Annotated in this window: 12 protein-coding genes; 3 read left to right on the top strand and 9 right to left on the bottom strand. The window is 60.4% G+C overall.

Annotation, left to right across the window (positions count from 1 at the left end):
* Positions 1-40: 40 nt before the first annotated feature.
* The gene (locus KHO23_RS09930) at positions 41-946 is read right to left on the bottom strand and encodes a LysR family transcriptional regulator (protein WP_211610850.1); all 906 of its coding nucleotides are present in this window, start codon (positions 944-946) and stop codon (positions 41-43) included.
* A gap of 97 nt (positions 947-1,043) precedes the next feature.
* On the opposite strand from KHO23_RS09930, the gene KHO23_RS09925 reads away from it, so the two are divergent.
* A complete protein-coding gene (locus KHO23_RS09925) occupies positions 1,044-4,679 on the top strand; it encodes an indolepyruvate ferredoxin oxidoreductase family protein (protein ID WP_236066775.1) in 3,636 nt (1,211 codons plus the stop codon).
* Between the two features lie 60 nt (positions 4,680-4,739).
* Here the strand turns inward: KHO23_RS09925 and KHO23_RS09920 are convergent, their stop codons facing one another.
* The 3 genes from KHO23_RS09920 to KHO23_RS09910 are packed head-to-tail and all read right to left on the bottom strand — an operon-like array spanning position 4,740 to position 8,536.
* On the bottom strand, positions 4,740-5,867 hold the full coding sequence (locus KHO23_RS09920) for a serine hydrolase domain-containing protein (RefSeq protein ID WP_211610849.1): 1,128 nt from the start codon (positions 5,865-5,867) through the stop codon (positions 4,740-4,742).
* Between the two features lie 54 nt (positions 5,868-5,921).
* Complete coding sequence (locus KHO23_RS09915) at positions 5,922-7,013, bottom strand: M14 family metallopeptidase (protein WP_211610848.1); 1,092 nt, start codon at positions 7,011-7,013, stop codon at positions 5,922-5,924.
* A gap of 50 nt (positions 7,014-7,063) precedes the next feature.
* The gene (locus KHO23_RS09910) at positions 7,064-8,536 is read right to left on the bottom strand and encodes a M81 family metallopeptidase (RefSeq protein ID WP_211610847.1); all 1,473 of its coding nucleotides are present in this window, start codon (positions 8,534-8,536) and stop codon (positions 7,064-7,066) included.
* A 595-nt stretch (positions 8,537-9,131) separates the two neighbouring features.
* Between KHO23_RS09910 and KHO23_RS09905 the strand changes: the two genes are divergently transcribed.
* Together KHO23_RS09905 and KHO23_RS09900 are read left to right on the top strand one after the other, a co-directional pair.
* The gene (locus tag KHO23_RS09905; protein ID WP_236066774.1) at positions 9,132-11,489 is read left to right on the top strand and encodes a TonB-dependent receptor; all 2,358 of its coding nucleotides are present in this window, start codon (positions 9,132-9,134) and stop codon (positions 11,487-11,489) included.
* A 148-nt stretch (positions 11,490-11,637) separates the two neighbouring features.
* Positions 11,638-12,948 carry a D-serine ammonia-lyase gene (locus tag KHO23_RS09900; RefSeq protein WP_211610846.1) on the top strand — a complete coding sequence of 437 codons (1,311 nt, stop codon included), beginning with the start codon at positions 11,638-11,640 and terminating at the stop codon, positions 12,946-12,948.
* 130 nt (positions 12,949-13,078) lie between these two features.
* Here the strand turns inward: KHO23_RS09900 and KHO23_RS09895 are convergent, their stop codons facing one another.
* From KHO23_RS09895 to KHO23_RS09875, 5 genes are all read right to left on the bottom strand, one after another.
* Entirely contained in the window at positions 13,079-13,924 is an 846-nt protein-coding gene (locus tag KHO23_RS09895) for an alpha/beta hydrolase (protein ID WP_211610845.1), read from the bottom strand.
* A gap of 189 nt (positions 13,925-14,113) precedes the next feature.
* On the bottom strand, positions 14,114-15,055 hold the full coding sequence (locus KHO23_RS09890; protein ID WP_211610844.1) for an alpha/beta hydrolase: 942 nt from the start codon (positions 15,053-15,055) through the stop codon (positions 14,114-14,116).
* A 136-nt stretch (positions 15,056-15,191) separates the two neighbouring features.
* Complete coding sequence (locus KHO23_RS09885) at positions 15,192-17,015, bottom strand: serine hydrolase domain-containing protein (protein ID WP_211610843.1); 1,824 nt, start codon at positions 17,013-17,015, stop codon at positions 15,192-15,194.
* Positions 16,951-18,585, bottom strand: coding sequence for a serine hydrolase domain-containing protein (locus KHO23_RS09880; protein WP_211610842.1), 1,635 nt, complete (start codon positions 18,583-18,585; stop codon positions 16,951-16,953). The genes KHO23_RS09885 and KHO23_RS09880 overlap by 65 nt, the downstream gene beginning before the upstream one ends.
* Positions 18,586-18,714: 129 nt before the next feature.
* Complete coding sequence (locus tag KHO23_RS09875) at positions 18,715-19,872, bottom strand: DSD1 family PLP-dependent enzyme (RefSeq protein WP_211610841.1); 1,158 nt, start codon at positions 19,870-19,872, stop codon at positions 18,715-18,717.
* Between the last annotated feature and the right edge of the window lie 59 nt (positions 19,873-19,931).

Here is a 19,931-nt window from a genome sequence, read left to right as displayed (position 1 = left end):
GCTTCGCTGACTGTTTGCACCAGAACCATCGTTCTTGCCCTCAACTCCCACAGGCATGTATCAGGAACTGTTGGAACGCCAAAGCCGGCGTATCGAGCCTCGCGCCTTTGCGCCACAGCATGCCGGCGTCCATTTGCGGGACTGCATCCAGAATAGGTCGCGCCTCAATCCGCTTGCCCTCCAGCGACCAGGGCCGGAACACCATATCAGACAGAATGGTCACGCCGAAACCATGCGCGACCAGACCGCGTAGTGCTTCCATCGAACTCGTGCGAAACGCCACGTTCGGCTCAACTCCGTTCTGTTTCCAGTAGCGCAGTGTCGACTGCTCGCCTTCGTCCACCGTAATCAGGATGTACGGATAACCGGCGACATCCTGGAGCGACGGCGCATTGAGTTGCGCGAGCGGATGCGTTGGCGAGGTCCAAAGCTGCCTGCGCGAGCGGATCAGCACATGGTGGCCGAAACGCCTGACATTCTCCACGTTCGACAGTAGCACCACACCGAGATCGACGTCCCCATCGAGCACTGCCTGCTCAATCGACATTCGATCCGTATCGTGCAGATCGATCACGACATCAGGATACGTTGCGCGAAATCGCGCCAGCAGTTCGGGCAGGAAATAACCGAGCAACGTATACGACGCGGCAATGCGCACGGTCCCCTTCAGATCATGTGAGCGGAACGGCGCCTTATAAACGGCGTCGCGCACGGAATCGAGTATGTGACGCGCGTGGTTCAGAAAATCCTGACCCTCAGGGGTTAGCGCGACACCCTGCGGCAGCCGATCGAACAGCCGCGTTCCAAGCGTGTCCTCCAACGCGAGCACCGCGTTCGTGATGGCCGATTGCGACACATGTTCGGTAGTCGCCGCCATCGAAAACTGCCCGCTTTGCGCGGCTGCCACGAAGTAACGCATCTGCCGCAAGGTGATGTCTTTTGACATGTGTTTTTCGAATAACAGGGTTCGGTATTTGTGATTTTACGATGGAAATTCCGCTTCCTATACTCCGCATCAAATAACGCCCCGGAGACTCCCAACCATGAATGCCCCGCTATCGGCTCCACTGCGTGACGCGCTTGCAACGGTCTCGCTCGACGATAAATACACGCTCGAAAAAGGCCGCGTTTATATGAGCGGCACGCAGGCGCTGGTCCGTCTGCCCATGCTGCAGAAGGCACGCGACCGGCTCGCCGGCCTGAATACGGCGGGTTACGTGTCGGGCTATCGCGGCTCGCCGCTCGGGGCGCTCGACCAGGGTTTATGGAAAGCGAAGAAGCACCTTAAGCAACACGACGTTGTGTTCCAGCCTGGGGTTAACGAGGATCTTGCCGCCACTGCCGTGTGGGGTACGCAGCAGGTCAACCTGTGGCCGGGCGCGAAGGTCGATGGCGTGTTCGGGATGTGGTATGGCAAGGGTCCGGGGGTCGACCGCACGGGTGACGTCTTCAAGCACGCCAACGCGGCGGGTACCGATCCGAACGGTGGTGTTCTGGTGCTCGCGGGCGACGATCACGCGGCGAAATCGTCGTCGGTCGCGCATCAGTCCGAGCATATGTTTGTCGCAAGCGGCATTCCGGTGCTCTATCCGGCGAGTGTCCAGGAGTATCTCGACTTCGGCCTGCACGGATGGGCGATGAGCCGCTATTCGGGCCTTTGGGTCGCGATGAAATGTGTGACGGATGTGGTCGAATCGAGCGCATCAATCGATATCGATGCAGATCGTTTGCAGATCGTCTTGCCGGACGACTTCGAGATGCCCGAAGGCGGGCTTAACATCCGCTGGCCCGATCCGCCACTCGCGCAGGAAGCGCGACTGCTCAACCACAAGTGGTACGCGGCGCTAGCGTATGTTCGCGCAAACGGGCTGAACCGCATTGTCATCGACAGTCCCACGCCGCGGCTTGGCATCATGACCGCGGGAAAAGCGTATCTGGACACGCGCCAGGCGCTCGCCGATCTGTCGCTCGATGACGAAGCCTGCGCACGCATCGGTATTCGAGTGCTGAAGGTGGGCTGCGTGTGGCCGCTCGACGCGCAAAATGCTCGCGATTTCGCGACCGGTCTCGACGAAATTTTGGTCGTCGAAGAGAAGCGCCAGATTCTCGAGTACGCGCTGAAGGAAGAACTGTACAACTGGCGCGACGACGTTCGCCCGAAGGTATTCGGCAAGTTCGACCAACGCGATGACGAAGGCGGCGAGTGGTCGGTGCCGCGCGGCCAGGCTTTGCTACCGGCGCATTACGAACTCTCCCCCGCACTGATCGCGAAGGCGATTGCGCGCCGTCTGGCGAGGGCCGATTTGCCAGACGATCTGCGGGCGCGGATTGAAGCGCGCGTTGCCGTCATCGAAGCCAAGGAACGCGAAGCTGCCAAGCCGCGCACGGTTGCGGAACGCCAGCCGTGGTTCTGCTCCGGCTGTCCGCACAACACATCGACGCGCGTACCCGAAGGCTCGCGTGCGCTTGCCGGTATCGGTTGCCATTACATGACGATGTGGATGGACCGCAATACGGAGACATTCAGCCAGATGGGTGGCGAAGGTGTCGCGTGGACCGGCCAGATGCATTTCACGAACGAGCGTCACGTGTTCGCCAATCTCGGCGACGGCACCTATTTTCATTCGGGTCTTCTGGCGATTCGCGCATCGATCGCGGCGAGCGCCAACGTCACTTACAAGGTGTTGTACAACGATGCTGTCGCGATGACAGGTGGCCAACCGGTAGACGGTGTACTGACGGTCCCGCAGATCGCATTCCAGGTGGTCGCCGAAGGCGCAAAGCGGGTACTGATCGTCACCGACGAGCCCGAAAAATACGATGCGAGCGTGCGTCTGCCTGAAGGCGTCAACGTGTATCACCGCGATGAACTCGACCGTCTGCAGCGCGAGTTGCGCGAAGTCGAGGGTACCAGCATTCTGATCTACGATCAGACCTGCGCGACCGAAAAGCGCCGGCGTCGCAAGCGGGGCACTTATCCCGATCCCGCCAGGCGCGCTTTTATTAACGACGCGGTATGTGAAGGGTGCGGCGATTGTTCGGTGCAATCCAACTGTCTTTCCGTCGAACCGCTGCATACGCCACTCGGCACCAAACGCAGGATCAACCAGTCGTCATGCAACAAGGATTTTTCATGCGTGAGCGGCTTTTGTCCGAGCTTCGTCACGGCTGAAGGCGCACAGGTAAAGAAGGCCGTCAAGGATGCTTCAGGCGCGGCATTACCGGACTTTTCAGTGCTTCCTCGACCCGCTATTGCTTCTTTGTCGAAGCCTTACGGCGTGCTGGTGACGGGCGTGGGCGGTACCGGCGTGGTAACGATCGGCGGCTTGCTCGGGATGGCGGCCCACCTCGAAAGCAAAGGCGTGACCGTACTCGATATGGCAGGCCTCGCGCAGAAAGGCGGCGCCGTACTGAGTCACGTGCAGATCGCCGCCACGCCGGATCAATTGCACGCGACGCGGGTTGCAACTGGCGAGGCGCGCCTGATTCTCGGCTGCGATGCCATTGTCTCGGCTTCCGCCGAAGTGCTCGCTCGCACGCAACGCGGCATGACGAAGGCCGTGATCAATAGCGGCGCGACGCCGACCGCACAGTTCGTCCGCGATCCTCATTGGACCTTTCCCGCCGATCAAACGCAGTACGACTTACGCGACAGCATCGGCGAGGACTGTGCTTTCCTGGACGCAAACCGGCTTGCGCTGGCGCTGCTTGGCGACACGCTTTACGCCAATCCATTGTTGCTGGGTTTTGCCTGGCAACGCGGTTGGCTGCCGGTCAGCTATGAGAGCCTTGATCGGTCAATTGAACTGAACGGCGTGGCGGTTGAAAAGAACCGGCTGGCATTCGAATGGGGCCGTTACGTCGCGCACCACGGCGAGGCTGCGACCGATACTTTTGCACCGCGTACCGACCGGCAGCAGGCGATCGTCGTACAGATTCCAGAGCCGCTGGAGCGGCTCATCGAGCGTCACGTCAAGCAGCTAACGCTTTACCAGAACGAGCGCTACGCAGCACGATATGTCGAGGTCGTCGAGCGCGTGCGAGCAGCGGAAGCCGCGTTTGCCGCAGGCGCGAAAAACCGTCTCACACCAGTTGTTGCGCGCAATCTTGCAAAACTGATGGCCTATAAGGACGAGTATGAAGTTGCGCGTCTCTACGCGGATCCGGCTTACATGGACAAACTGCGCGCGCAGTTCGAAGGCGAACCCGGGCGCGACTACAAACTGGTATTCCATCTTGCTCCGCCGTTGCTGGCGAAACGCGACGAAGATGGACATCTGAAGAAGCAGCGGTTCGGCCAATGGACGCTCGCGATGTTCCGTATGCTGGCAAAGCTCAAGTTCCTGCGCGGCACGGCGTTTGACGTATTCGGCAAGACGGCCGAACGCCGCAATGAGCGTGAGCTGATTGAGCAGTACATCGCGCTGATGGACGAACTATGCCTGTCGCTCGACAGCGCGAACTTCGATCTCGCGATGAAACTCGCCAACCTGCCGGACGAGATTCGCGGCTTCGGTCACGTCAAGGAGCGCAATGTCATCGCCGCCGCAGCGAAGCGCGAAAAATGGCTGACCGAATTTCGCAGCGCAATCGCGGCCGGCGCTAATTCTGCAGCATCGCCACGGCACCGCTTGAATGGTGCGGCGGCGTTATCTCCGAAGCAACCCGTGAAAGGGTGATCGAGCGCCGGTTCAGGCCGTGTGACACGGTCTGGACCATCCGTTGCCAGCGCTACGTTGTCATGCAAGCTCGGCGGCATACGCCATGGCGAGCGCAGTGAAATCGCCATGAAGCGCGACATCGGCTGCGCTGGCCGGAACGACTCCAGCGTGCATCGAACCGACATTGGCCAATACCGCTACGACGCAATCGCCTTTCTCTGCCCACCAGAAGCACCCTGTGGAACCAAGGACGCCGCCGGTATGGCCGTTAAGAAAACCGCTCTTCGTCTCGAAGCGGAACAAACCGTGCCCCGCATCTGCTTTCAATCGGGCGCTCACCCAGCGCCTCATCAGGTCGAATGTGTCAGGCCGAAGCAGTTCGCCGTCGCGCAACGCGGACCCGAAGCGGACGAGGTCGCGAGGAGATGAAACCATGCCACCGGCGGCCCATTCGACGGACAGATTGGAACCGCTGACATCGATCAAGCCACGAGGCAACTCGGGAAAGGACTGTGCGATGCCCGCGGTCTGGCGGAAGGTCTCCGTTGCGTAGTGGTAACGACGCGGCTGCGACACGCCGTTCCGCTCTTCAAAGCCTTCGAGGTAGGTCTGCGTCAGCTCGAGCGGATCGATGATCCGGCGATGCAATTCTGCTTGCAGTGAAGAACAGGCAACATGCTCGATCACGAGACCCAGCAAGGTGAAGTTGGTATTCGAATAGGAAAACTGCTGCGCCGCCGGAAAGAGCGCAGGATGGCTGTCGCCTCGAATATAGTCGAGCGTATCGCCCTTGCCCCAACGCCGGGACGGCTCGATCGTTTCGCCGCGCCCGTCACGGATCCACGCTGGATCGTCTTCCCAGCTCGGTATGCCGGCCGTGTGATTCATGAGTTGGGCGATCGTCGCCGTATCGGCGTTGGCGATTCCCCGAACGATACCGGGACCAAGAATAGACAAAGGCGTAGCGTCGAGTGAGAGAAGGCCTTCCTGCGCAAGCTGGAAGGCGAGAACACTAATGAACGTCTTGGTGATGCTGCCGACGCCGAAAACATAGTCCCGCGTCATCGGCACTCGAGCTGTGATATCGGCAAAACCAGCCGTGTGTGACCAGATTACGCCCGTTCGATTTGCAATCGCGGCGGAGATGCCAGGAATCCCGATGTCGATGAATCTTTCAAGTTCAGCGTTCAACATGGCATGAGACATTTGAACCTCAGTAATATTTCCAGTGATGCTTGATCAGTCAGCCAGGATTCAGGCTCAGTCACCCTTCCCAGAAAGACCAAAAATCGCCTGCAGTGCGATGACGCGTGTCTGCGCAAACACCATCCCTTTCCATGTGTCGTCATCGCAATAGAAGGCGTCTTTCAGGTCCCGGCCGATCTGCTCCGACTGTTCAGCGGATACGTCAGGATGCCGATGCAGCCAATGATCCGCGCGTAACGCCTGCAAGACCCGCGAGGTCTCATAGGTTCCAAATTCGAGGCCGAGCGTGGTCTTTTCGACTGTCGGGAATCCGTCGTAGACGGTACTCATCAACGGCCCATCGAAAACGGCCGAAACCGAGCGTGGTTCAAAGATCTGTTTGACGTCAGCGCCCCACCAGTTGCGCGCTCGCCGCAGTTCGGACATGTCCTCGCGCATGAATATTTTCTCGCCATGACCCTGGGCGCCGAGGCCGGTATGGATATCCACCCACGCCAAACGATCGAAGTTGGGCAGGTGCGCGCCGAGAATCGCCTTGACCTCCTGCGTGCTCCAGCAGCGCGAACTGCCGCCGTAGTACATGCCGTCAGGTATCTCGTATTGCCCCTTCGTCACGGTCTCGCGCAACTCGCGCTCGCCATGCTGCCGGATGTAGCCGGCAAGCGCGTCATTATCGGCATCCGTCGGCGGCCACGTATCGGGCAAAAGCAATGCATCGAGTTCCCTGTAATTCGGGTTGGCGCCGACAGCAGTGCTGAAATCAACACAGTTGCGATTCAGGTCGACGTTGTCTTCATTCACTCTGCGCAGATGCGCAAACCCGTAAGGATTGACAGCGTGAATGAGGAGCAGCGCGACCGCCTTGTCTCGCAGTTCGTCCAGAAAATCGGCGTCGTTCAGCAAACCGATCTGGCATCCCGATCCGCAAAAGCCCTCCACGCCGTGCGTTCCCGACGTTATGACGAGCAGTGACCTGGCGTTGTCAGGCGAAAACCGGGCTGAGTCGATCGAAAGCGCCGCTCCATCGGGCCCGACCTTGTATGGATGAAATGCGCGCCCAACAGTCATACCCAAAGCTTGAGCCGCCTTCAGAAATTTTTCCCGCGCTTCGACATATGTAGCTGAAAAATGATTCTGTACCGTCATCTCCTGACCTCAAATCATTGCATGAAAGTTCACCGTATCCCCTTGATTCATCAGTGGCGCATCTGTGTGTCCGCAAATGGATCGTCTGTAGCGGGCCACAATGATCTGCCCGACTTTGCATAAGGCCGGGTGGCAAAGTCTCGCTTGAGCGCGCCCGGCGCGTCGACATGAATAATGTCCTTGGCGAGCGAGGCAAAGGCCGCATGGAAGTGGTTGAGGGACTTAACAACAATCAGGCGGAACTGACTCGGATCGAGTCCTAATGCGACCATGAATTCAGGGTGGAAGACCTGCGTTCGATGCGTGTTCAGAATCAGATTGACGTTACCGGTGCTAACCCAAACTGCGTCGCCGATACTGATGGGGACGACGCCGAATCTTTGCGTGATGCCGGACGCGGTCCGGCGCACGGTAACGTCCAGATCCAGCGGTTGGCCTGAGGTGGCGCCGACTTTTCCCCCAACACGAAGTTTCAGTCGCGCGCCTTCGCCCGCCTCCTGACAGAAACGGACGGCAACCGGATCCCAGTACAGCGCGCTGATGACATTGTCGATGCCCCGCTCCAGGATTCTCTGCAGAATAAAAGTCGAATCGCCTGGTGCACCGCCACCGGCGTTATCGGACACATCGGCTAGAACAATTGGGCCCTCGGCAGCGGCGCATGCGCGATCCAGCGCTTCGTCTATCAATTTGAAAATCGGCGTCAAGGCTGCGCGTTTGCTCCAGATCTCCTCGCCCAGTGCCTCGGCCACGGTAGCGGCCTTCCGTTGGTCACCGTCGGCGATCACGAGCATCTTGGCGCCAACGTCCGCGACATCGCCCCATGGAAAGCCATGCACGAAAGACACGGAGAGGATGCCATCGGCGCCCTCCATCGCTTTCATTCTTTCGACGAACTCGCGCAGAGGCTGATCCTGCGTCCTGAAGGTGCCTAGCATCCGGCAATCGAACATCGCCATTTTGGGCCTGACCTTACCGGCCGCCGTGTCTGCAACGAGTTCGAAGAGTTGAGCCGCGCATATTTCGATATCGACATGCGGGTACTCCTTGTACGTCACGATTGCCGTTGCCTTGTCCAGCATAAGCGGCGTGAGATGAGCGTGCAGATCCAGTTCCACTCCAATCGGCAGATCCGGCCCGACAACACGCCGAATATGGCTGAGCAGATCTCCTTCGACGTCGTCATAGCCGTCGGCCACCATTGCGCCGTGCAGCGCGAGGATAACGAAATCGACGGCGCCTGCTGCCTTCAGATCTGCAACGATCCTTTCCCGAAATTCTTCGTACACGGCACGGCTGGTAATGCCGCCCGGTTCCGCTACCGCGCAGAGACTTTCGACCGCCGTCCAGCCTCGCGCATCGGCCATTTGCTTCCAGGTTGCGAGCTGAGCGGAGCAGCAGTTCAGTTGACGCTGCGTGGCGTCCCCATATGCGATCAATAGCTGCTCGAAGCTTTGCCGCCCGGTAGGGATAGGCGAGAAGGTATTGGTTTCGGTGTCGAGGCCTGCCATAAAGAATTTCATTTTTGTTCTTTCGATATCGAATTGTCATCAGGCCGGGCGGCGGCCTGCCGTATCGCAATCACCTACAGCGCCTCATGGTGCTGCCTGTTTCGCGAGCCAAACCGGCGGGCGTCTCCATTGATTCCCGCACAGTCTTCTGCCGGCAAACAGCCGGCCTCCGGGATTCAGGTGTCGAGCCGCCCGATGTCGCTGCCAACGCTTGCCATTGTACCGAATGACAAGAATATTTCCATTTAGGAAAATTCAAGATCCTCTTGGTCCCCCGCGAGCGCGTGGCGAGCTGCAAAGCCGTCGCCGTCCCCGTCGCCTGTGCGGTTGAAGGGCCGAACCAGCAGAAAAATGCTGCGGCCAGCCATCCCGCAACGCAGGGCGCAGCCGCCACCGGCCTCACGGTCACGGCCTTTCCATAAACTGGCCGCCCCTCTTCCAACTTGTTCAACGTGGTTGGAATATATCATTTTTGAAAATATTTTCTTTTATGGATAATTTTTTGCTACCTTGTGTCTGTGACCCCGGTACAAGGAGCGGCAGAGATCCCGCCGGGCCACTCCAGCCAGTTGAACCCTAATCATGGAATTCAAGGAGGAGACCCATCGTGGGTATAAAAACCAATCAGAACAGGCCCCCGCGGGGCAAGCGTAACAACGGTCGCACGAGCGGGCGGCCGGTGGGCGGCCGCTATGCATCGCTGTTTTTCGGGCCCGCTGTCGGCCTGACGGTACTGTGTGCGCATGCCCAAACGGCTCCATCCAATACAGCGCCGGGTTCCGCACCCGTCGCCGCAAGCGCCACGAACACAGCGGCGCCGGCCACACCTAAAGCGCCCGCCAAGACCACTGCGACCGGCGATGTCACCACCCTGAACACGGTCGAAATCACGGCGAACCGGCGCCGGGAGCCGGCGCGTGAAGTGCCGATGCAGGTGAATGCTCTGAGTGCGAAAGAACTTCAACGCAAGGGCGACGCGTCGATGAGCGATTACCTGACGAAGGAGCCGGGCGTAACCCTCACCTCGGCGGGAGCGGGTAACGCTCAGATCAGCATGCGCGGGATCACGACCGGCGCCGACATCTCACCGACAGTCGGTGTCTATGTCGACGAAGTGCCGTTTGGCTCCAGTACGATCTATGGGGACGGTGCACAACTTGCGCTGGACATGAGCCTGCTTGACCTTAACCATATCGAGCTGCTGCGAGGTCCGCAGGGCACGCTATACGGCGCGGGTGCAATGGGCGGGCTGCTGAAGTATGTGACCAATGAGCCGGACACCGAAGGCGACGTCAGCGGTCATGCGAGCGTCATGCTTTCGGGTACCGACCATGGCGGCCTCAACCACACCGAAAGCGCGGTGGTGAATGTGCCGATCAAGCAGGATGTCGCGGCCCTCCGAGTCAGCGCGTTCAATCAGCAGGATGGCGGGTATGTGAACCGTATCGGTAGCGATCCGGAGAAAGGGGTGAATGGCTCCAGCACGCGCGGCGGCCGGGCATCCCTGACAGTGACGCCAACCAATGCCCTGACGGTGCGCCTGACCGCGACCACGCAGCAGATCAAGCGCGATGGCAACGCGGACGTCGACTACAATTTCTACACGCGGCAACCCCTCTACGGCGACCTCACCCAGAGCCGGCGGGTTGATGAACCGTTCGACCAGATCATCGAACTGTATTCCGCGAACATTGAGTACGATTTTGGATGGGCACGCCTCAACGCTATCTCGGCCTATCAGACCATACGCACCAGCAACATCAGCGACGATTCGGCCGTTTATCCACGCCTCCTGAATACCCTGTATGGTGCGCCGCTGTTCCGTACGGCTACCGCGCGTCTGGCGGCCTCAACGGACAAGTTCACTCAGGAATTACGCCTCACCTCGCCGGCCAATCGCAAGCTCGAGTGGATTGCAGGGCTTTTTTACACACACGAAAGCAGCAACCAGGATCAGGCTCTCACCGCCACGGGGCCAGGAACATCGCTCACGCTGCTCACGAATCAGTTTCCGTCGACCTACAAGGAATATGCAGCCTACGGCGATCTGACCTATCACTTCACCTCCCGATTGTCAGCAACCGCCGGGTTGCGGGTTGCCCACAACGATCAGACATTCAGTGCCGTCTCGTCAGGCCCACTTGCCGGAAACGGGAATCACCCCGGCGAGTCTGCCGATACAAGCAAGACCTACCTCTTCACACTCGGCTATCTGCTGACACCGAACAGCAGCCTGTACGGGCGCGTCGCAACCGGCTACCGTCCTGGCGGTCCGCAGCCGAGCTTGCACGATCCCGTCACTGGACAAATGACGCCGGGAACGTTCAATCCCGACACGCTGACCAGTTATGAAGTCGGCTACAAGGCCGATTTCCTGGATAAGCGCGCATCGATATCCGTTTCAGCATTCGATATCGAATGGAAGAACATCCAGCTCAACACCGTCGTCAATACTCTCGGCGTGGTAACCAATGGCGGCAAGGCCCGTTCGAAGGGACTGGAGTTCTTCGGCACCCTGAATCCGACTCCGCAGTGGCATCTGGGAGCGGGCCTCACCTATCTGGACGCCCGGCTCACCCAAAACGTGCCCGGCATCGGGGCCGTGTCGGGCGATCGCCTGCCGAACACGCCCGACTTTTCTGCCACGCTCAATGTCGACTATCTCTTCAACGTCGCCTCGTATCGCGCCTACGCGGGTGCGACCGAGACGTATATCGGGCAACGCAACTCGAACTTCCCCGGGAGCAAGAGCTTGCCGAACTTCAGTTTGCCGGGCTATTTCACGACGGACCTGCGTGCCGGTATCGATCTGCGCAAAGCGAACGTCTCCTTCTTTGTTCATAACCTTTTCAACAAGCGCGGCATGTTGGCTGCCGGGAGCAGCTTCGTTTCGTCCGGAGGCCCCGCCTCTGTGGTGTTCATCCAGCCTCTGACCGTCGGCATGCAGGTTGACGTGCCGTTCTAAAGCGGAACATGAGCGCGGGGATTGCCGGCGTCTCCGCCGCGGCGCGGCCTGCATCGTTTGGCCGCGCCGCCATGCTGGGGCGGGGGCGGAACGCTCAGCCCGCACCCGCATGCGTTGCTCATTCGAGCCGGCGTCACCGAGATAGTCAATGCTTGAATCCATCGATTTGTTAACCGAACTAAGATCGCTGCAACCGTTGCTGTGGCTCAACCCCAATGTCGGCCGAAACTTGCCGAAGGGCGCTCCGACGACGGATCAGATCACCCATGCCGAGAAGCGGCTGGCGCGCTGCGAGCCGTTGATGGCGCAGCTGTTTCCCGAGCTCCGCGCGAGCGCAGGGAAGGTAGAGTCCCCGCTGGTATCCACCGACCGCCTGCAAGCCGCATTGACGGACTCGGGCAAGCCTCAGGGTGCGTGGTTCATCAAGCGCGACGATGCGCTACCGGTTGCAGGTTCCATCAAGGCTCGCGGCGGCTTTCATGAGGTGCTTGCACTCGCCGAATCGATCGCGCTCGAATACGGCCTCATCGACGCCACCGATGATCGCCGGCTCCTCGCCTCGCCGCCGGCGCGGGCGCTGTTTGCGCAACACACGGTCACGGTCGGCAGCACAGGCAATCTCGGTTTGAGTATCGGCGTGATGGCGGCGGCGCTGGGGTTCGAGGCGGTCGTGCACATGTCCACCGACGCAAAACTCTGGAAGAAAGAGCGCCTGAGGCAGCGTGGCGTTCGGGTCGTCGAGCACGAGGGCGACTATGCCCAGGCCGTTGCGGGCGGACGCGCGCAAGCGCTGGAAATGCCTCGCTGTCATTTCGTCGACGACGAAGGGTCGTTGATGCTGTTTCTCGGCTACGCGGCGGCGGCCCGCCACCTGGCCGCGCAGCTTGCCGAGGCGGGCCGCATCGTCGACGCGGAACATCCGCTCTTCGTGTACATCCCGTGCGGCGTTGGCGGTGCGCCGGGCGGCATCACCTACGGCCTGAAGGCCTTGTTCGGCCCGCATGTGCATTGCTTCTTCGCGGAGCCCGTAGCGTCACCGTGCATGCTGGTCCAACTGGCGGCCGGTTGCGATGAACCGGTGTCCGTCTATGACATCGGCCTCGATAATCGCACGGATGCCGACGGACTCGCGGTCGGCCAGGCGTCGTATCTTGTCAGCCCCCTCATGGCCGCGCAGCTAGCCGGCGTATTCACCGTCAGCGACGACGAGCTCTACACGCAGTTGCATGTGGTCAAGCGGACCATGGAGATCGAGCTTGAACCGTCGGCCGTGGCGGGCGTCGGGGGTCCGGCATGGCTGAGCGAGTCGGCTGCCGGTCGCGACTACCTGCGTGCTCGCAATCTCGACTTGAACGCCGCGACGCACGTGATCTGGACGACGGGCGGGTCATTGGTGCCACCCGAGGAGCATCGGCGCTTCCAGGCTCGCGCGAAGGCGCCGGGCGCCCCTCGCGGCTGACAGGTCGGTCCGCTTTCACGTCGGACTCTTTCTTCAGGCGATGCCCAGTGACGCGTTCGGTAGGACACGGGCTCAGGTCAGTTGCGAGTGCCCGCGCTCCGACGCCCCACTGGGCGCCCGCCTGTTCCGCTCAATTAAAAGCGAAGTCGATCGCGCGGCCGAGCGCCGGCCACGCTGCAAGCCCGTGCCCCTGTTTGGCGAAGACCGCATAGTCCTCAACCTGATAACCGTTCGATCCGCGCAAGGCTTGCAGTCTTGCGGTGAGCTCACGCGCGTTCTCGACCATTCGCCCGCTTCGAATTCGTGCGTCGAATTCGGCCTGATCCATCTTGAGCCCGGCGGGGACAGGTTTCGCCGTCTCCTCTTCGCTGCCCATGGTCACGAGCACCCGTGGACTGACAGCGCCGGCGACCACAGCGGCCGAAAAATTGTCCTCATTCGCCAGCACCGCTTTCTCGCTCCACCAGATCGACGGACTGGCCGCGATAAAGGTTCGAAAGGCGTTCGGCTCGACAAATAACGCGTGCAGAACAGCCAGGCCGCCGAGCGAATGCCCAAAGATGGCCTGGTTCGATGAGTCGATGGAAACCATCTCCGCGACGCGCGGCTTGACCTCCGTTTCGATCGTCGCAAGGAAGTCATCGAGACCACCAACCTGTTCCGTTGTCAGATTGAACATCGGTATGTTTTCCTTAGCAAGGACATCGGCACTGACCGGCAAGCTGAGGTCGTACATCCGCGTCAGCCCGAAGGCGTAGGCCATCGACGTCAGTTCGTTCAATCCCGGCAATGGCCCAAGCGGCTCAATGGCTTTTTTGACAAAAGCTGGATCGCTGGGATACCCGATACCCACGACAACCACATCACGCACGTTGGCGCGAACGGCTTCCAAGGCGCTCGTGAAATAGGCATGCGCATCGAGCACGTAGAGCACCCGGTAGCCGCTTTCAGGCGCAGGCAGCCACGGCAACGCCACGCTAATCGAGTATTGACGGCCATTGATCCCGGAAACAAAATCGATTCGCCGGGTGTTGGGAATCGAAACAGGCTGAGCTTGCGTCATACGCTTCATCTACCTCAATGATTGGTTATGGTCTGCACAACGCAGACTCCATCGTTCTGCGACGATGAAGGCTTCAGCGTTGGCGGTGTCCCTGGAGACGCTTCAATTAAAAGCGAAGTCGATTGCGCGACCGAGCGCCGGCCACGGTGCAAGCCCGTGCCCCTGTTTGTCGAAAATCGCGACGTCCTCAACCTGATAGCCATTCGATCCGCGCAAGGCTTGCAATCTTGCGGTGAGATCACGCGCGTTCCCGATCGCTCGCGCGCTTCGAACTCGTGCATCGAGTTCGGCCTGATCCATACCGAACCCGGGCGGGACAGGTTTCGCCGTTTCCTCTTCGCTCCCTATGGTCACGAGCACCCGTGGACTGACAGTGCCGGCGACCACAGCGGCTGAAAATTTTTCCTCGTTCGCCAGCACCGCTTTCTCGCCCCACCAGATCGCCGGACTGGCCGCGATGAAGGTTCGAAAGGCGTTCGGTTCGACGAATAACGCGTGCAGAACAGCCATGCCGGCGAGCGAATGCCCAAAGATGGCCTGGTTCGATGGATCGATGGAAACCAGCTCCGCGACGCGCGGCTTGACCTCCGTTTCGATCGTCGCAAGGAAGTCATCGAGACCGCCAATCTGTTCCGTTGTCTGTTTGAAGACCGGTAGGCTCTGTGCAGCAAGGACATCGGCACTAATCGGCAAGCTGAGGTCATACGAGCGCCTCATCCCGAACGCGTAGGCGATCGACTCCAGTTCGCTCAATCCCGGCTTCGGCCCAAACGGCTCAATGGCTTTCTTTACAGAGGCAGGATCGCTGGGATACCCGATACCCACGACAACCACATCATGCACGTTGGCACGAACGGCTTCCGTAGCACTCGCGAAATAGGAATAGCCATCGAGCACGTAGAGCACCCGATAGCCGCGTTCAGGCGCAGGCAGCCACGGCAACGCCACGCTGATTGAATATTGCTGGTCATTGATCCCGGAAACAAAATCGATTGTCCGGGTGTTGGGAATCGAAACAGGCTCAGCTTGCGTCATACGCTTCATCTACCTCAATGATTGGTTATGGTCTGCGGAACGCGGACTCCACCGCGCTGCAAAACAGAAGTGACGGGCTCCGGTCCCGTCACTGGCATTCAGGATTTCGTGTGTATTCCTGGTGTGAGCCGATCCCGGCAGGCGCTCAGCGTGTCGGTTTCCGCTCGAACGACAGATACCTGGTGCGCGGCAGGTTGATCTGGAATCCTGTCATTCGCCCGCCTTGCTTCGAAAAACTCAACGCGGCGGTCCAACCGGTCACGGCGGGCGCGAGGCATGCAACCTTCTCGCCCAGGCAAATCAGCTCGCACTCGGCTTGCCCATACGCATCGCCGCAACGAAGCACGATGCGTTCACCATCTCGCGCGATAACGGCTGTGCAGTCAGCGTCGGCGCTGTAGTACTGGCCCATGACCGCTTCGACGAAAGCTTCCCTATCGGCGGTGTCTCTGGAGACCTTTCGATAGACGGCGGATTGTCCACCGAACCTGATCGTCAACTCGTGGCTCCTGGCAGCATCGTCCAGCCCGAGCTCGACCTCACCCATGTTCAAGGGTGGCAAGATGATCCGTCCGTCCGGTGCTTTTCTCAACGGCACCCCTTGCGCTGCCCCGCACAGCGACAGCTTCAGCACGCCCTCCTCATCAATCAGGCCATAGACCATGCCGGTATCCGCAGACCACCACTCGCCGAGCAGATCCTTGTAGTCAGCCGCGGCGACCGTCGGCGCGCGCTCACCCAGATGGTCGGCAAGAATGAGTTCGAGCGTCTGCTCGGCCAGCTTTACCGGGCTGCACCCGGGTGCGCCGTTGGCCATGATCACGATGTCGAGCCCATGGTCGGGCGCCGTGAGCATCTGGCTCGTCCCGCCGATCACGCCTCCGGAGTGATGCACGATACGCACACCCCGATAGGACTCGACCGCCAGACCCATTGCGTAGCCTCCGACGGCTCCGTCTGGAAAGGGCAAAAGCTCGGTCAGCGCAGTCCAGGTTGCGGGCGAGCCGAAGCGATCTCGCGTACGAAGATGCTCTGCCCAGCGCAGCATGTCGTCGACCGTCGAGACGATGCCGCCCGCGCCGCGATTCTCCTCCGAAGGAAACAGGCCGCGCCGCCAGCCGCCGCCCGGCGCCGGCGTATGCATCGTCGCAATACCCGGCGTGATGCTGTAATCGCTTGGGATCGAATCGGTATCGAGCATGCCCAACGGATCAAACAGGCGCTGCTTTAACTGCGCCTCGAACGACGCGCCGCCCACCCTTTCGATCGCGATCGACACCAGGTGATAGCCGCCGTTGTTGTAAAGCATCGTGTCGCCGGGCGCGAAGTTACGCCCCGTCTGGCGAACCTGTGTGGCCAGGCCGGTCCCTGCCGGCGGCACCGCCAATCCACGGCATAGGATGCCGATGTCGATAAAGCAGCGCGAGCCGCCGCGATGCATAAGAAGTTGCCTGACCGTGGGGTCGCCGCCCGGGCCGGTGAGTTCGGGAATGTAGCTTCGGATCGGCGCGTCGAGATCGAGCTTGCCTTCCTCGACCAGCAGCAGGGCCAGGAGAGCGGCGAAGTGCTTGCTTATCGAGGCGATCCGCATGCGCGTGCCCGGCGTATTGGCCACTGCGTGCTCCAGACTGGCGAGCCCGAAGCCGCGCCGGTACAGCAACTTGCCGTGCTGCGTAATGCCCACCACCAGACCCGGCACATCGCTGCGATTGAAAGGGGCAAACATACCGTCAAGGGCACTGCTGACATCCACATTCAACTCTGGAACCACCATGACGCTTTCTCCACAGATTTGACGCCATAGCGGCGCGATAGTAAGTAGTATATGGCTGAATTTTCCATATTGGCAAACTTTTCCAAGCAGGACATTTTTTGAACCTGGATGTCCGATCCGGGACAGCCACTTAGCCTGTCTGTTTCCGTTCGAACGAGAGATTCCGCGTTCGCCCTGAGTTGAGCTGGAATCCACTCATTCGCCCGTCTTGCTTCGAAAAACTCAACGCGGCGGACCAACCCATCAAGGACGGCGAGACGCATGCAAGCGTTTCGCCCAGACAAGTCAGCTCGCTCTCGACTTGCCCATACGCATCGCCGCAGCGAAGCACGATGCGCTCACCATCTCGCGCGATAACGGCTGTGCAGTCGGCGTCGGCGCTGTAGTACTGACCCGTGACTGCATCAATGAAGGCTTCCGTATCGGCAGTGTCCCTGGAGACCTTTCGATAGACGGCGGATTGCCCGCCGAACCTGACCGTCAGCCCATCACTGCTCGCGGCTTCGTCCAGCCCGATTTCAAAATCGCCCATGCCCGCGCCGACGCCCCGCGCAAGCGCCCGGCCGTTAAGTCCTTTCTCCAACGGAAAACCCTTTGAACTGCCGCACAGCGACAGCTTCAGCACGCCCTCCTCATCAATCAGGCCATAGATCATGCCGGTGTCCGCAGACCACCAATCGCCTAGCAGATCCTTGTAGTCAGCCGCCGCGATCGTAGGCGTGCGCTCACCGAGGTGGTCGGCGAGGATGAGATCGAGCGCCTGCTCAGCCAGCTTCACCGGATTGCACGCGGGTGCGCCATTGGCGATGATCACGATGTCGAGCCCGTGGTCGGGCGCCGTGAGCATCTGGCTCGACCCACCGGTCACACCGCCGGCGTGATGCACGATACGCACCCCTCGATAAGTCTGGACCATCACACCCAATCCATAGCTTCCGGCGGTTCCGTCTGGAAAGGGTGCAAGCTCCGTCAGCGCAGTCCAGGTTGCGAGCGAGCCGAAGCGGTCTCGCGTACGAAGATGTTCGGCCCAGCGCAGCATGTCGTCGACCGTCGAGACGATGGCGCCCTCGCCGCGGTTCTCCTCCGAAGGAAACAGACCGCGCCGCCAGCCGCCGCCCGGCGCCGGCAAATGCATCGTCGCAATGCCCGGCGTGATGCTGTAATCGCTTTGGATCGACGCTGTATCGAGCATCCCCAACGGATCGAACAGGCGCTGCTTTAGCTGCGCCTCGAACGACGCACCGCCCACCCTTTCGATCGCGATCGACACCAGTTGATAGCCGCCGTTGTTGTAAATCATCGTGTCGCCGGGCGCGAAGTTACGACCCGTCTGACGAACCTGCGTGGCCAACGCAGTTCCCAGCGGCGGTGGCACCAATCCGCGGCACAGGAAGCCGATGTCGAGATAGCAGCGCGAGCCGCCGCGATGCATAAGAAGTTGCCTGACCGTGGGGTCGCCGCCCGGGCCGGTGAGTTCGGGAATGTAGCTTCGAATCGGCGCGTCGAGATCGAGTTTGCCCTCCTCGACCAGCAGCAGGGTCAAGACAGCAGCGAAGTGCTTGCTGATCGAGCCGATCCGCATGCGCGTGCCTGGCGTATTGGCCACTGCGTGCTCCAGGCTGGCGAGCCCGAAGCCGCGCCGGTACAGCAACTTGCCGCGCTGCGTAATACCCACCACCAGACCCGGCACATCGCTGCGATTGAAAGGGGCAAACATATCGTCAAGGGCACTGCTGACATCCACATTCAACTCTGGAACCACCATGACGCTTCTCCACATGACATAGCGCCACCGAGGCGCAATAGTTAGCAGTACATCTTACAAATTTCAACCACGAGACTATTTGCAAACTGGACAAACCGCAAATGCGAAAATTCCAGCGAAGGCGCCAGGCTAACGGCTATGGCCGCGCGCGCTCACTGGCCATATCGCCTCGACCCGGCCCTCGCGAAAGACAATGATTTCGTCATGCAGATTGAGCGTCGGGTCGCAATGGCCCGGCACCAGTAGAAGCTGACTGCCCAGCGCAGGTTTGACGACGTCGTGATTGAGCATCTGTACACTTCCGTGTTCGTCGTTGACAACCGTGTAGTGCAAGGTGCTGCTTGCGCCGCCATCACCCCAGACCGTCGGCAAACCGGAATCGACGGCCAGGGACTTGAGTCCCGCGTCGACGACCACGACCTGTCCGGCGTCACTATTGCCAACGCTGATCACCGATGTGGCGAGAAACAGGCTGTGTTCGAAGCGCAGTGCATCGGTATAGACGTTGCGACCGTAGTCCCCATCCATGAAAACGTAAGAACCGGGCTGCACTTCGGTGTAGACCCCACTGGCGAGATCAAACTCGACGCTGCCGCTGCCGCCGCCGGTGACAACGGCGCAGACCACCCCCGCACGGTCGAGTGCTTCGACAACCTCGGCCGTACGGGCCGCGGCAAGCCCTGCGGCGTCACGCCGCCCGGCGTGATCGCGGATGTGCTGAATACCGCCCTGATACGCCTGCAAGCCTTTGAACGTCAGTTGAGCATGTGCGGACATCACTTCCAGCAATTGCAACACCTGCCTGGCATCGGCTACACCGCAGCGGTTCTGGCCGACATTGATTTCGACGAAGACATCGATACGGCTACCGTGTGCGGCGATCGCCGCCGCTAACGCCACCACCTGATCGGGGTGGTCCACGCAAACGCTGAAACGCCCATGCCGCGCCATCCGCGCCAGCAAATCAAGCTTCGCCAAACCGATGACTTCGTTGCTGACGTGAATATCCGTGACGCCGGCTTGAAGGAAGGGGAGCGCCTCACTGACCTTCTGGCAGCAGATGCCGACCGCCCCGCGCTGGATCTGCGCGAGCGCGATCGCCGGGCATTTGTGCGCTTTGGCATGCGGCCGCAACGCTACGCCGGCCTCATCGGCCCGCGCCTGCATGACATCCAGATTGCGCTCGAACGCGTCGGCGTCCAGCAGCAGCGCAGGTGTATCGATGCTCGCTATCGGATTCCCCGGACTGGCTGCCGGCGGAACCTGGATATTGTGAATGCTGCTCATAGTTCAATTTAGATCCAGTTGGATCTGGTGGTCGACCGTGGACGGACCCGCTCGTGATA

Origin of the sequence: Paraburkholderia haematera (assembly GCF_905220975.1) — a bacterium.
Taxonomy (GTDB): domain Bacteria; phylum Pseudomonadota; class Gammaproteobacteria; order Burkholderiales; family Burkholderiaceae; genus Paraburkholderia; species Paraburkholderia haematera.
The sequence above is the reverse complement of the archived record's forward strand: the minus strand, read 5'-3'. Positions and strand labels throughout refer to the sequence as shown.

Excerpts from the sequence above, each read along its gene's own strand:
- KHO23_RS09880 (WP_211610842.1), bottom strand. The coding sequence starts at position 18,585 with ATGGTGGTTCCAGAGTTGAATGTGGATGTCAGCAGTGCCCTTGACGAT.
- KHO23_RS09875 (WP_211610841.1), bottom strand. The coding sequence starts at position 19,872 with ATGAGCAGCATTCACAATATCCAGGTTCCGCCGGCAGCCAGTCCGGGG.
- KHO23_RS09925 (WP_236066775.1), top strand. The coding sequence starts at position 1,044 with ATGAATGCCCCGCTATCGGCTCCACTGCGTGACGCGCTTGCAACGGTC.
- KHO23_RS09900 (WP_211610846.1), top strand. The coding sequence starts at position 11,638 with ATGCTTGAATCCATCGATTTGTTAACCGAACTAAGATCGCTGCAACCG.
- KHO23_RS09920 (WP_211610849.1), bottom strand. The coding sequence starts at position 5,867 with ATGTCTCATGCCATGTTGAACGCTGAACTTGAAAGATTCATCGACATC.
- KHO23_RS09930 (WP_211610850.1), bottom strand. The coding sequence starts at position 946 with ATGTCAAAAGACATCACCTTGCGGCAGATGCGTTACTTCGTGGCAGCC.
- KHO23_RS09890 (WP_211610844.1), bottom strand. The coding sequence starts at position 15,055 with ATGAAGCGTATGACGCAAGCTGAGCCTGTTTCGATTCCCAACACCCGG.
- KHO23_RS09915 (WP_211610848.1), bottom strand. The coding sequence starts at position 7,013 with ATGACGGTACAGAATCATTTTTCAGCTACATATGTCGAAGCGCGGGAA.
- KHO23_RS09910 (WP_211610847.1), bottom strand. The coding sequence starts at position 8,536 with ATGAAATTCTTTATGGCAGGCCTCGACACCGAAACCAATACCTTCTCG.